Source organism: Streptomyces sp. NPDC101234, from assembly GCF_044767525.1.
GTDB lineage: Bacteria > Actinomycetota > Actinomycetes > Streptomycetales > Streptomycetaceae > Streptomyces > Streptomyces sasae.
The window spans coordinates 207,859-220,095 of sequence record NZ_JBIWOA010000009.1 but is presented as its reverse complement, the minus strand read 5'-3'; the positions used below and the strand labels follow the sequence as shown (position 1 = coordinate 220,095).

The window sequence follows — 12,237 nt, the reverse complement described above, 5'->3', positions numbered from 1 at the left end:
CAGGGGTCTTTCAGGTGTCGCGTGTTCAGTGATCGGTGGCGGAGTGCGGATTGGCCGCCGTGCCCTCGGTGCTCAGGAGCACGACGACGGAGGAGGGGCCCAACTCCATTGCCGTACGGCGTTCCTCGCCGCCCACGCCGGTGAGCGCGGCACGGAGTCCGGCGAGCGCCGCGGCCCCGCAGGGACCCGAGGAGACCCCGAGGGCGACGAGGTCGGCGGCCGCACCGGCGCTGTCGGCATCCGTTATGGCGACCGCGGCGTCCAGCCCGCCGTACAGGTAGGGCCAGGCGGTGCTGGACGGGGTGCCGCAGTTCAGCCCGGCCATGGTGGTCTCACCGGTGGTGACACTGACCGGTTCGCCGAGAGAGAGGCTCTCCAGGACGCAGGCCGCGCCCTCGGGCTCCACGGACAGCAGCGCCGGGGCGCGACCGGCCGTGCGGCTGCGGTAGTGGGTGACGACGGCCTGCGCCAGCGAGCCCACGCCGACGGGCACCGCGACGACGTCGGCCCCCTCGACCGCTCCCGCCGCCACCAGTTGCTCGTCGATCTCGGCACACAGGGTGGAGTACCCCTCGACGATCCAGCCGGGGATTCGCTCGTATCCCGGCCAACCGGTGTCCTGGACCAACACCGTGTCCGGCCCTTCGGCCGCCTCGGCCGCCAGCCGGACGGCCTCGTCGTACGACCCTACGACCTCCGTCACCTTCGCCTGCTCGGCCACGATGGCGGCCACGGCCCCGGGGTGGACACCCTGAGGGACAAAGACATGTGCGTACTGCCCGAGCCGACGGGCCATCCGGGCGACCGCCCGGCCGTGGTTGCCATCGGTGGCGGTCACCAGGGTCACCGGCGCCGGTTCACGGCCGTTCGCGGCCCGCTCGGCCAGCGTGCGGTGGACCGCCCAGGACGCGCCCAGCGCCTTGAAGGCGGGCAGTCCGAGACGGCTGGACTCGTCCTTCACGAACACGCGGCCGACACCGAGTTCCGCCGCGAGCGAAGGAAGTTCCGTCAGCGGGGTGGGCGAGTAGTCGGGCAAGGAGCGGTGGAAGTCCCGTACCTCTGCGGGCGCGGGTGCACACCGCCAGGTGCGGGCGCTGGACCGGGCGAACCACGGCAGCGAACGGGGAGAGGAGGAGTTGTCAGACACATGCCCAGGGTCCGACGCTCTCCCAGAATCGGTCCAGCGAATGTTTCCGACCTATACCCATCGAAAAAACCGAGGATTGGTTCTGAGCGGACACCGTCTCCGAACTCGTGGCGTTGCCGGCCTCGAACCGCGTCGGTCTCTCCGCCGGCGCCGTCAGGGCACAAGGGGTGACCGCGGGACGTCCTGATGATGGGTGCCGAGCCCGTGAGACTGATCGAGGGCTCGGCATCGATCAGTCTCGACCGCCTGGGCCGCCATGCTTATTCCTGGTGCCCCAGCCGCACGATCATGTCGGGGTGACGCTCACTCAGGTCCTTGAGCTGGTTGAAGCTCTTGATGCTCGGCTCGCGCTCCTGCATGTAGGTCCCGGGCTCGACACCGTTGTCCCAGCCCCAGCGGGTGTGGCAGACGTCGCCGGTCATCAGGACCGGACCGGTCGGCGTGCACGCTATGTAGGAAACGTGTCCGGTGGTGTGGCCGGGGGTGAGGATCGCGAAGAACGAGCCGTCGCCGAACACGTCGTTGACGCCTTCGAGCTTCCCGCCGAGGTCCTTCTCGAACTGGAGCTCCTCCAGCGGCGGCCGTCCGGCCAGCAGGTGGTTGTACGTGCCCTGGGCGAACAGGTTCAGGAAGAGCGACGCCTCGGCCTCGTCGGCGCCGGTGTAGATCGGGACGCCCTTGGGAATGTCCGGCAGCCCGGAGACGTGGTCGAGGTGCAGGTGCGTCATGAAGACCCCGTTCAGCGGGACTCCCTCGGCCGCGATGATGTCCGCGGTGGTCTGCTGAGTGTCCATCTTCTCGATGCCCCCGAACTTCCGGAGCATCATGCCGACGCCCACGCCCACCGGGTCCTCCACCAGCTTGCGTGAGACCCCTGTGTCCACCAGGAAGAAGCCGTAGGCGGGGTGCCGCAGGACGTGGGCGTAGATCTTGATCGGCTCCTTGCGGTCGGTGATCCCGGCCGCGACGGCCTTCGGGTGCTTGATGTTCAGCAGACCCGTGATCGGGGCCTCCCAGTTCGCGCCGACCGTCTTGAGCTCGATCGGGCCCGGCTCGTCGATCCGGGCCTCCATGGCGGCCGCGCTGATCGGCGCGCCGAAACGGGCCGACTTCGCGCTGTGGGTCGTGGCCTTGAACGTGAGCAGCTTCATGATGTGCTTCCTCTTGCCTGATCGCTGGTAGCTGATTGCTGATTCGTGCTGTGGCTAGCGGGCGCGCTGTTCGCGGGCGTGGGCGTCGAAGGCGCCGAGTTCCTTGGTGTAGATGCTGTGCAGCCTGCGCGGCGCGGCGATCCGCTCGACGAAGCCGGCGACGCCGGACTCGCCGTCGAAGCTGGCGGCGACCTTGACCAGCGTCTGCCCGCCTTGCGGGGCGAGGGTGTACGTCGTGACGAGACCGGAGCCGTTGGTGTCGGTCAGGACGAGGGTCCGGCCCGGGGTCGGCTCGGTGACCTTCATCCGGATCACCTTGGCACCCCCGGCGAAGTCGATCTTGACCTGAATGACGCTGCCCGTGCCCACCCCGCCCTGCACGACCTGGCAGTCGTAGAACGGGGCCGGCAGGAACCGGGCGTGCAGGTGCATGTCCGCGAGGTAGCGGTAGACCTCGTCCGACGGGGCGTCGATGGTGTGCTCGGCGGACGCGGCGACGGTGTGAGCCATGGGAGTGGCCTCCAATTCTCTGTGGTGAGGTGCTGGTATCCGGTTCAGACGGTCTTGATGGTGCCGCCGTCGATGACGTAGTCGGCGCCGGTGATGTTGCCGGCCACGTCGGACAGCAGGAACGCGACCAGGGCCGCGACCTCGCCGGCCTCGCTCATGCGGCCGGTCGTGATGTTCTGGGCCTTCGCGATCTGCTGGACGAAGTCGGCGAGGCCGACACCCGCTGCCGAAGCCAGCTGGGCGACCGGGCCGTCGGGGTCCTCGTAGACGGTGGTGCGGACCAGGCCGGGCGAGACGGTGTTCACGCGCACGCCCTGAGGGCCGAACTCCTCGGCCAGGGACTTGCCGAGCGCGGTGACCGCCGCCTTGACGGCGCTGTAGCTGGCCGGGACGCCCAGGGGCATCCGGGCGACGGCGGAGGAGATGTTCACGACCGCCCCGCGCCGCTCGATCAGGCTGGGCAGGGCCGCGCGCGTGGCACGGACGGTGGCGAGCACGTTGATGTCGAACATGCGGGTCCACTGGGTGTCGCCCGCGTCGAGGAAGCCCATGACGGCCTCGTCCCCGCCGCCCACGTTGTTCACCAGCAGGTCGATGCCGCCCAGCTCGGCCAGCGCGCCGTCGATGAGGGCGGTGACGCCTTCCGCGGTGCTCAGGTCGGCCGCGATCGCGATCGCGCCGGTCTCCTTCAGCTCGGGTGTGATCGTGCGGGCGGCGCCCACGACGCGGACGCCCTCGCCGATCAGGGTGCGGACGGTGGCCAGACCGATGCCCCGGCTGGCGCCGGTGACGACCGCGGTCTTGTCTGCGAGATTGAGGTTCATGACACTCCTATGGGGGATTCATGGCACAACCCATGAACTGATGGATGGGGGGGGATTTCTGCGAGGTCAGCGCCCTGTGCGACCGGGCGCAGGGCGCCGGCTGGGCGTTGTCAGGCGTCTATGGGGCGCCAGGCGGCCATGTCGGTGATCTCGACGCGGCCGAAGGGCTCGGGGAAGTGGACGCCGAAGCCGATGGTGTCGGGTTCGGCGAGTTCGAAGAGGAGGTCCTCGCGCAGGCGGGTCGACTTGGCGTGGTCGTGGTCGAAGGTGTTCTCCCAGCGCGGGTGGACGACCTGGAGCGGGGAGTGGAAGGCGTCACCGAAGGCGACGACCTTCTTGCCGCCGGCCTTGATGACGTAGGCGGCGTGGCCCGCGCTGTGACCCGGCATGTACCGGACGGTGACGCCCGGGAAGATCTCCTCGCCCTCGGCCACGGTGCGCACCCACGGTGCCATCGCGTTGATCATGTCGCCCATGCCCTGAGCCTCCGGGAAGTGGCGCTGGGACCACTCGGACTCGGCGACCAGGTAGGGAATGCCGGCGAACACGGGCCGGTCGCTGCCGGGGGCGGGGTGCCAGGCCCAGCCGAAGTGGTCGGCGTGCAGGTGCGTGAACGCGATCGCCTCGATGCCGGCGGGGGTGTGGCCGAGAGTGGCGAGGTTCTCCAGCAGGGCGCCTCCGGTGATCACGCCGTAGGTGTTCAGCGGCGGGCCCATCGTGATCGGTCCGGCCCCGGCGTCGATGAGCAGGGCCCGGCCGTCGTGCTCGACCAGCAGGCTCCCGACGCTGGCCATCAGGTGGCCGCCCTCGTCGAGGTAGTCGGCGTGCTCCGCCCAGAACTCCTCGCTGGGCTCGGGCAGCAGCATCCGGGCGTTGAGCGTGGCCTGGCCGTCCGGGACGAAGGTCAGCTTCGTCTCACCGAGGGTGAGGCTCCGGATGCCCGCGGCGGTGCGGTGCCGCTCGCCGGGATTCGTGGTGGTGTCCGTCATGGGACCGCCCCCTATTCATATGACCCGAAAGGTTCAAGTCATATCTATCATAGCCTGAAGCAGTCCGCTACTCTGGAGACATGAAGATGACGAACGCGCAGGCGGAAGCACAGTGGGAGCTCGGCAAGCTCTTGCACGACCTCGACATGCAGTGCGCCGCACGGATGCGCGACTGGGTGACTCCGCTGGGCCTGACCGTCGCGCAGGCCTCGGCCCTCCATGAGATGAGCGGCCCGATGACCATGAAGGAGCTCGCGCAGAAGATGAGCTGTGAGCCGTCGAACGCGACCATCATCATCGACAAGCTCGAATCCCAGCAGCTCATCGAGCGCCACCCCCACCCCACCGACCGGCGCGCCAAGCAACTCGTCCTGACCTCCGAGGGCACCGCGCTGCGCGCGAAGGTCCTGGAAGCCGTCAGCCGCGAACCGGTCTTCCCCGGCCTGGCCGAACCGGAGCTCAAGGCACTCGAAGGCCTGCTCCAGCAGTCGCTCTCCGCCGGCAGCTCATAGATCGGTCACCCCAGGCCTGCGATCGAGTCCCGAGCATGTAGGGCCACCCAGTCAGACGGCACGGCGTCTCGGCGCCGTCCCACACCTGTCGGCGATGATCTCGGCACCCAAGCAGACCGGCGAACCGGTCGACGGTGTCAAGGGCGTCGTCATGGAGCAGACGACGGGCCGACGGCCAAGGCTCGCCTGATTCGATGAACTCCGATCGCAGCAGGCCTGGGTCTGGCCGCGAGCGTGCAGCCGAACGAGTGGATGCGCGGCGACGCGGGTTCCGCGTTTGACGAAAACGGCCTGTCCGGAGAGGGTGCGGCGCTGCGGGAATCCGCGGCATCGTCGGCGAAGGCGATGCCGCGTCGTCAGCGCGCCCGCAAGTTCGCGTGTGCTTCGTAGTCAGCGAGGCCATGAACTCGTCGGCGAACAGCATGAACCGGCGCACAACCGCCTGACGATCCGGGACCGTCTTCGGTTGAAGCCGCCGACCTTCGCGCTGCTGCTTCTGCCGGCCGGCAGCACCACACCGACCGAACCTGACAGCTTGTCCGCGCGCCAACGCTCACGCCCCTCGCGGTAGGCGCACGTAACCTGCGCCGAATGACCGCGGGTCGCCAAACGTGCAGGTCAGGACGGCGAGTATGCGATATCGGTTTCTGGTACCGTCGCCCCCGATATCGGTGCGATCGCGCTACTCGATCATGCATCCGATGCAATGTCTCGGGCTTGAAGGACGTGCTGCCGATGTTCGACCTGCACCGACTGCGCCTGCTCCGCGAACTCAAGCACCGCGGCACCCTGGCAGCCGTCGCCGCGGCGCTGTCCTACGCCCCCTCCTCCGTCTCCCAGCAACTTTCCCAGCTGGAGGCAGAGGTGGGCGTGCCACTGCTGGAACCCGTCGGACGACGGGTTCGCCTGACCGCCCAGGCCGAGATCCTCGTCGCCCACACCGAAGCGGTCCTCGAACGCCTGGAGCGCGCTGAGGCGGACATCGCCGCCTCCCTGGACGACCTGACCGGCACTCTGCGCATCGCCTCGTTCCAGACCGCCGCCCTGGCCCTGATCCCGACCGCGCTCGGCCTGCTGCGCGAACAGCATCCCCGTCTCCGCGTCCACGTCACGCAGATGGAACCGGAGCGATCGCTGCCCGCTCTCCAGGCCCGCGACTTCGACCTGGTCCTCGCCGAGGAGTACCCGGGCAACCCCAATCCGCGGTCCGCCGAACTCGAACAGGAGGACCTGCTCGACGACCCGCTCCATCTCGCTCTGCCCGGTCCCACCGACGAACCGGACACGAACGGTCCGACGGCCACGCTGCGTTCCCTCGCCAACCACCCGTGGGTCATGGAACCCGAGGGAACACCCGCACGGCACTGGGCGATGACCATGTGTCGCAACGCCGGTTTCGAACCCGACGTACGCTTCGACACCACCGACCTGCTGCTCCACCTCCGCCTCGTCGAGCAGGGGCACGCCGCCGGGTTCCTGCCGGACCTGGTCTGGATCGGCCGACCGCCGGCCGTCCCCCTGCGACCGTTGCCCCGCGGCCAGCGCACCCGCCGCGTCTTCACCGTCGTACGCCATGGCCGCAGCCGGCATCCCGCGATTGTGGCCTGCCGGGACGCTCTCCACCGGGCTGCCCACCCGCAGACTGGACACCGAGTGCCGTGACCGGCCGCTTCGCATCGCGGACGACTCCGGCGTCGGCACCCCTGGCCCCTGTAGGCTGAGCTGCGAGGAAGACTGGTCGGCCTGCACACCGGCGGGCTACGAAGGAGAGGTACGTGGCGCAGCAGACGTCCCGGCCGAAGCAGCCGAACCGGATGCGACGCGAAGGCCCCGAACTCGGCTTCGAGGCGGATCCGGGAGCCGACTGGCGTCACTTCGAGGAGCTGCAGCTCTCTCCTTTCCTCGAAGCGGCACTTGAGGAGTTCGGAGCCCACGGCTACCACGGCGGCTCCGTGCGTGCCATCGCCAACCGCGTCGGCGTGACTCTGCCCACCCTGTACTACCACCACGGCAGCAAACAGGATCTGCTCGTCACCCTTCTCATGGGATCGATGCACGACATCCTCGTCCGCTGCCGCCACGCCCTTGCCGAGGCCGGAGACCGGCCGGAGGACCGGGTGGCGCACATCGTGGAGAGCTTCACCCTGTACATGACCCATCGGCGTCGGCTGGCGTTCCTCGACGGAGAGGTCCGTAACCTCGAACCCGAGAACCGGGAGCGTTATGTCGCGCAGCGAACCGAACTCTCCTTGATGTTGCGAGCCGTTGTCGACGACGGCATCACGGACGGCGTGTTCCACACGCCCTACCCGGTCGAGGCCGTCCGCGCCGTCGTCTCGATGTGCCAGGCCGTCGCCGTCTGGTACCGGCCTGAGGGCCCGCTGGGCGAGGCCGAGGTCGCCCAGCGCTACGTGGAACTCGCCCTCGACACCCTGGTGGCCGGTCGGTGCGCATAGCAGCCCTCACGGTCCTAGGCCAGGAGAGCAGTGGCGCGTGAGCCGTCAGGTCACCAGTGACGTCAGCAGGTCCATCGTGCGCTTGCGGGACTGCCGGCGATCCTCCCCCACCGGTACGACGAACACCTGGATGTCAGTCGCCCCCGCGTCGAGAAGACCTTGCAGCTGACGGGTCACGCTCTTCTCGTCACCGAGGACGGCCACGTCCGCCGGGCTCTGGGCGCCGCCGATGTCCATGATGCGACGGTAGTTCGGCATCCTCTCGTAGCTCGCCGCCGTCGCGGCGACGGCGGCGCGGGCCTCGGTGATGTCGTCGTGCACCGCCACCGGCAGGCCCGCGACGATCCGCGGCTCGGGTCGCCCCGCCGCCGACGCCACGGCCCGAAGTCTCGGCGCGACATGAGTCTCGACCGCCCGCGCCGACGCCATGAACAGGACCACGCCGTCCGCCAGTTCGCCGGCCACCCGGAGCAGACGCGGTCCCAGCGCCGCCAGCAGTACCGGTACCGGTTGCCGTGTCTCCACCCTGGCGCCTCGGGCCGTCCACTCCGATCCCTCGAAGGTGACCGGCTCACGGCGCAGTAATCCCGTCAGAATCCGCAGGTATTCCTCCGTGTTGTGGCCGGGGCGGTCGTACGAGAGGCCGTACATCCCACTCACCACCGGTTCGTGCGAGGGCCCGATGCCCAAGGTGAAGCCGGGCCGCCCCATCGCCTCCGCCACCGAGGCGGCGCGGTTCGCCTGGAGGAGGGGGTGGCAGGGGTACGTCTGCAGTACGGCGGTCCCGAGTTCGATCGTCGAGGTCTCCCGGCCCGCGACGGCCATCGCGGCCAGCGGGTCGCCGAGGACCGTGCTGTCGTACCAGACGGAGCTGAACCCTCCCTTCTCGGCGTCCTTGGCCTGTTCGACGAGCTTCTCGGTGGTCGTCGGTCGTCCTGTGAGCCCTATCCTCATGCGGCATGGCCTTTCAGCGCGGTACGTGGTCCTGTCCGAACTTGTTCTCGGGAACCCCCCTGACGCCGAGGCCGCTCAGGGCGAGGATCCGGCCGTCGGCCTGGGCGTTCTCGTTGCCTCGGGAGGTGACGACGAGGACATCGAGATCCGGGCCGACGAACGCCACGCTGGTCGGGCTCACGACCGGTACCGCGACGCGTCGGTCGAGGGTGCCGTCCGGTGCGTACCGTCGGATCTCGCCACCCTGGTAGGCGGCCACCCATAGGTATCCCTGCTCGTCGACGGTGGTTCCGTCGGGAACGGCCCCGTCGTCCGTGAACTCCGTGACGACCCGCCGATTGGTGGCCTGACCGGTCGAGGCGTCGTAGTCCCAGGCGTGGACCCGGCGAAGTCCGCTGTCGTTGCAGTAGAAGGTCGTACCGTCCGCGTCGAAGCACGGCCCGTTGGTGACGCCGATGGGGTCACCGATGACGTGCACGCTCAGGTCGGCGTCGACGCGGTAGAGCTTGCCGGACGGGCTCGGCAGGTCCTTCTGTCCGTCGAGCAGGGCCTGGATGAGCGCACCGTCGGCCATGCCGGTGACGAACCGCCCCTGGCGGTCGACGGTGCCGTCGTTGAAGCCGAAGCCGGGGCCGAGGCCGGCTTCGAAGACGGTTTCCGCGGCGCCCGACTCCAGGTCGAACAGATAGACACCGTCACCGGAGGTGACGACGGCTCCGCCGCCCTTCCGCAGCGCGAGTGAGGAGATCGTTTCCCCGGGGAACCTGGAGCTCCGCAGATCACCGCCGTCGAGGGCGCACTGGTGCACCGCCGCGTCGAACACGTCGATCCAGTACAGCCGTTCCTGGTCGGCATCCCAGACGGGAGCCTCACCCATGCGCATCCTCGACTCGGTCACGACACGTGTTTCCAGCATGAACACCCCTCGTTCCTCGCGGTTCCGGGTTCGGCACCACGCCGGTTCACGCGCTGACGAGTTCCTGCCCCACCAGCGTGGTGCGGTGCATCAGCCGACGTGAGGTGGGCTCGAAAGGCAGTGCGCGGTGCAGCATCCCCGTGTTGTCCCAGATCACGAGGTCGCCGCGGTGCCACTGGTGACGGAGGGAGAACCGCGGTCGGGTCGACCAGTCCAGGAGCCGCCCCAGCAACTCCCTGCCCCGGTCGGCCGGCCGGCCCACGACGGTGTCGGCGGTCGCTCCGATCAGGAGGGACTTCCGCCCGCTGCGGCGGGTCCAGACCAGCGGGTGCACCCTCGTCGGGACCTTCTCCCAGTCGGCCCGCTGTTTCGCGGTGGCGTCCGGGTAGGCGACGGCCTGGGCGGCGGCGAAGCTGTGGACCACCCGGAGGTCGGCGATCTCGGCCTTCTCCGTGTCGGAGAGTGCCTCATATGCGGCGTAGGTGTTGGCGAACTCGGTGTCACCGCCGGCCGGATCGACCTCGCGGGCGGTGAGCAGCGTGCCCTTCTGCGGCAACTCGTCGGTGGCCCCGTCGATGTGCCACAGGAAGTTCCCACGGCGGTAGCCGGCCAGCACGCTCTTCTGCGGGTCGAGGGTGATCCTGGCTATCTCGGGGTGCTCTCCGGGATCGTTGACCTTCGGCACGACGACTTCGCCGAGCAGCCGACTGAAGGCGACCAGATCGCCGTCGTCGATGTGGATCTCCCGGTAGACGACGACGCCGTACTGGTCGAGTGCCGCCTGGCAGTCGTCGGCGACCTTCCTGGCGGGCAGTTCCCGGCCGGTGAGCCCGGTGATCTCGACGCCGATGTTCGGCGCCAGCTTGGTGGTCGTCACGGACATAACTTCATCCCACCTCTTCTCTTCGGGGCGCGATCGCTGATGTTATACGTTCGTCAAACACGAGCGTAAGACGCGTGCGGGACCGGGATTTGTCGCGCGATCGCGTGCCCTCGTGATCGACGGCCGGAGCGGATCACATCCACGAAGGGACGGACGACATGGGTAATCGGCTCGATGGCAAGGTCGCGATAGTGACGGGTGCCGGATCGGGCATAGGGCGCGCCGGCGCGCTGCTCTTCGCCGCCGAGGGGGCGAAGGTGGTCTGCGCCGACATCAGCGGCGACGAGGAGAAGACCGCGGCCGAGATCGGCGCGGCGGCGGTCGCGGTGCACGTCGACGTCTCGGTCGCCGCCGACGTCGAGGGGATGGTCACCACGGCGGAGGAGCGCTTCGGCAGACTCGACATCCTCTTCAACAACGCCGGCATCGGCGGGCCCAAGCTTCTCGTCACGGAGCAGACCGAGGAAGCCTTCGACCACGTCATCGGCGTGAACCTCAAGGGCGTGTTCCTGGGGATGAAATACGGCATCCAGGCGATCCTCCGCAGCGGCGGGGGCTCCGTGATCAACACCGCGTCGGCGGCCGGCCTGGTCGGGTGGCGCAAGAACGCCGTCTACGGCGCCTCCAAGGGCGGCGTCATCCAGATGACCAAGGCGGTGGCCCTCGACTACGCCGACAAGGGCGTCCGGGTCAACGCCATCTGCCCGGGAATGACCTGGACCGGCCTGGTGCCGGACGCGAAGGAGCACCCCGCCCCGCCCGCCGACGTGCCGATGCCCTACCAGCCGATGAAGCGGTGGGGACTGTCTAGCGAGCTGGCGACGGCCGCGCTCTTCCTCGCGAGCGACGACTCGTCGTTCGTCACCGGAGTGGCCCTTCCGGTCGACGGAGGCTACGTCTGTGGGTAGTGAGCGTCCGTTCCGGTTCGCCGTCCAGACGACCACGGCGACGTCCGCGGACGAGTGGCGTACCCTCGCCCGCCGGGTGGAGGATCTCGGCTACTCGACCCTGTTCCTCGCCGACCACTACATCGGCCCGGGGCCCGTCAGTTCGCGTACCCTGCTGCGTCCGCAACACCTGGCGCCCATCGCCGCCATGGCCGCGGCGGCGGCATGGACCTCGACACTGCGCATCGGATGCCGCGTGTTCTGCATCGACTACCACGTGCCGGCCGCGCTGGCCAAGGAGGCCGCGACCATCGACCTCCTCTCCGACGGGCGCCTCGAATTCGGCATCGGGGCCGGCACCAACCAGGGCGAGTACGAAGCCATGGGCGTCCCGTTCCTCGACGCACCGCAGCGGGTCTCCAAACTCGAGGAAGTGATCACTCTCGTCAAGGCGCACTGGTCGGGCGAGCCGATCGACGTCGAGGGCGCTCACGTCAACGTCACCGGCTACACAGGACTGCCACTTCCCGTCCAGCGCCCGCGCCCGCGCATCCTCATCGGCGGCTCCAAGAAGCGAGTCCTTTCGCTGGCCGCACGCGAGGCCGACATCGTCAGTCTGGCCAACGTCGGGTGGCACCCCCTCAACGACGCCGGGCTGACGCCCATGCAGGAGGCGCAGCGCCGGTTCGCCACGGTCCGTGAGGCGGCCGGCGCACGGCTGCCGGAGCTGGAGCTGGAGAGCTCGCCCTATCTGGTCGCCGTCACCGACGACGTCGACGGCACTCTGATCCGCTGGTCCACCGCACTGCGCGACGCCCTCCCCGAGACCCGTCCGGAGGCGCTGCGGAACCACCCGAACGTACTGGCCGGGTCGCCCGCGGAGATGAGCGATCGTCTGCACGAACGCCGTGAGACCACGGGAGTCAACTACATCACCGTCCCGCGCAGGCAGATCGACGCGTTCGCTCCCGTCGTCGCGGAGCTGAGCGGCCGATGACCGAGAGGAAG

The 12,237-nt window shown here is 69.1% G+C and carries 13 protein-coding genes; 5 read left to right on the top strand and 8 right to left on the bottom strand.

What is annotated here, in order from left to right; genetic code table 11:
- Positions 1-25 precede the first annotated feature (25 nt).
- The 5 genes from ACIRR9_RS18795 to ACIRR9_RS18775 all read right to left on the bottom strand — a co-directional run bounded on the left by ACIRR9_RS18795 (position 26) and on the right by ACIRR9_RS18775 (position 4,621).
- The gene (locus ACIRR9_RS18795; protein WP_403752814.1) at positions 26-1,147 is read right to left on the bottom strand and encodes a diaminopropionate ammonia-lyase; all 1,122 of its coding nucleotides are present in this window, start codon (positions 1,145-1,147) and stop codon (positions 26-28) included.
- 260 nt (positions 1,148-1,407) lie between these two features.
- A complete protein-coding gene (locus tag ACIRR9_RS18790; protein ID WP_403752811.1) occupies positions 1,408-2,298 on the bottom strand; it encodes an MBL fold metallo-hydrolase in 891 nt (296 codons plus the stop codon).
- A gap of 54 nt (positions 2,299-2,352) precedes the next feature.
- A complete protein-coding gene (locus tag ACIRR9_RS18785; RefSeq protein WP_403752808.1) occupies positions 2,353-2,808 on the bottom strand; it encodes an SRPBCC family protein in 456 nt (151 codons plus the stop codon).
- A gap of 44 nt (positions 2,809-2,852) precedes the next feature.
- Positions 2,853-3,632, bottom strand: coding sequence for an SDR family oxidoreductase (locus tag ACIRR9_RS18780; protein ID WP_403752805.1), 780 nt, complete (start codon positions 3,630-3,632; stop codon positions 2,853-2,855).
- 110 nt (positions 3,633-3,742) lie between these two features.
- Positions 3,743-4,621, bottom strand: coding sequence for an MBL fold metallo-hydrolase (locus tag ACIRR9_RS18775; RefSeq protein WP_403752802.1), 879 nt, complete (start codon positions 4,619-4,621; stop codon positions 3,743-3,745).
- An 80-nt stretch (positions 4,622-4,701) separates the two neighbouring features.
- Between ACIRR9_RS18775 and ACIRR9_RS18770 the strand changes: the two genes are divergently transcribed.
- From ACIRR9_RS18770 to ACIRR9_RS18760, 3 genes are all read left to right on the top strand, one after another.
- Positions 4,702-5,133 carry a MarR family transcriptional regulator gene (locus ACIRR9_RS18770; RefSeq protein ID WP_359212649.1) on the top strand — a complete coding sequence of 144 codons (432 nt, stop codon included), beginning with the start codon at positions 4,702-4,704 and terminating at the stop codon, positions 5,131-5,133.
- Between the two features lie 735 nt (positions 5,134-5,868).
- Complete coding sequence (locus tag ACIRR9_RS18765) at positions 5,869-6,795, top strand: LysR family transcriptional regulator (RefSeq protein ID WP_403753070.1); 927 nt, start codon at positions 5,869-5,871, stop codon at positions 6,793-6,795.
- Positions 6,796-6,908: 113 nt separating this feature from the next.
- Positions 6,909-7,589, top strand: coding sequence for a TetR/AcrR family transcriptional regulator (locus ACIRR9_RS18760; protein ID WP_403752799.1), 681 nt, complete (start codon positions 6,909-6,911; stop codon positions 7,587-7,589).
- Between the two features lie 45 nt (positions 7,590-7,634).
- On the opposite strand, the gene ACIRR9_RS18755 is transcribed toward ACIRR9_RS18760, so the two are convergent.
- Genes ACIRR9_RS18755 through ACIRR9_RS18745 form a run of 3 tightly spaced genes read right to left on the bottom strand, consistent with a single transcriptional unit; the run spans position 7,635 to position 10,336 of the window.
- Positions 7,635-8,543 (bottom strand): TIGR03564 family F420-dependent LLM class oxidoreductase, encoded by a 909-nt coding sequence (locus ACIRR9_RS18755; RefSeq protein WP_359212639.1) that lies wholly within the window; start codon positions 8,541-8,543, stop codon positions 7,635-7,637.
- Between the two features lie 13 nt (positions 8,544-8,556).
- Positions 8,557-9,459: an SMP-30/gluconolactonase/LRE family protein gene (locus ACIRR9_RS18750; RefSeq protein WP_403752796.1), complete on the bottom strand. Its 903-nt coding sequence runs from the start codon at positions 9,457-9,459 to the stop codon at positions 8,557-8,559.
- Positions 9,460-9,505: 46 nt separating this feature from the next.
- Positions 9,506-10,336 (bottom strand): TauD/TfdA dioxygenase family protein, encoded by an 831-nt coding sequence (locus tag ACIRR9_RS18745; RefSeq protein WP_403752793.1) that lies wholly within the window; start codon positions 10,334-10,336, stop codon positions 9,506-9,508.
- A gap of 164 nt (positions 10,337-10,500) precedes the next feature.
- Here ACIRR9_RS18745 and ACIRR9_RS18740 point away from each other — a divergent pair, with 164 nt between their 5' ends.
- Positions 10,501-11,250, top strand: coding sequence for an SDR family NAD(P)-dependent oxidoreductase (locus ACIRR9_RS18740; RefSeq protein ID WP_403752791.1), 750 nt, complete (start codon positions 10,501-10,503; stop codon positions 11,248-11,250).
- Positions 11,243-12,226 (top strand): TIGR03621 family F420-dependent LLM class oxidoreductase, encoded by a 984-nt coding sequence (locus ACIRR9_RS18735; RefSeq protein WP_403752788.1) that lies wholly within the window; start codon positions 11,243-11,245, stop codon positions 12,224-12,226. The genes ACIRR9_RS18740 and ACIRR9_RS18735 overlap by 8 nt, the downstream gene beginning before the upstream one ends.
- Positions 12,227-12,237 lie beyond the last annotated feature (11 nt).

Coding starts and splice junctions, on each gene's coding strand:
- ACIRR9_RS18750 (WP_403752796.1), bottom strand. CDS start 9,459: ATGCTGGAAACACGTGTCGTGACCGAGTCGAGGATGCGCATGGGTGAG.
- ACIRR9_RS18785 (WP_403752808.1), bottom strand. CDS start 2,808: ATGGCTCACACCGTCGCCGCGTCCGCCGAGCACACCATCGACGCCCCG.
- ACIRR9_RS18740 (WP_403752791.1), top strand. CDS start 10,501: ATGGGTAATCGGCTCGATGGCAAGGTCGCGATAGTGACGGGTGCCGGA.
- ACIRR9_RS18755 (WP_359212639.1), bottom strand. CDS start 8,543: ATGAGGATAGGGCTCACAGGACGACCGACGACCACCGAGAAGCTCGTC.
- ACIRR9_RS18765 (WP_403753070.1), top strand. CDS start 5,869: ATGTTCGACCTGCACCGACTGCGCCTGCTCCGCGAACTCAAGCACCGC.
- ACIRR9_RS18770 (WP_359212649.1), top strand. CDS start 4,702: ATGAAGATGACGAACGCGCAGGCGGAAGCACAGTGGGAGCTCGGCAAG.
- ACIRR9_RS18780 (WP_403752805.1), bottom strand. CDS start 3,632: ATGAACCTCAATCTCGCAGACAAGACCGCGGTCGTCACCGGCGCCAGC.
- ACIRR9_RS18790 (WP_403752811.1), bottom strand. CDS start 2,298: ATGAAGCTGCTCACGTTCAAGGCCACGACCCACAGCGCGAAGTCGGCC.
- ACIRR9_RS18775 (WP_403752802.1), bottom strand. CDS start 4,621: ATGACGGACACCACCACGAATCCCGGCGAGCGGCACCGCACCGCCGCG.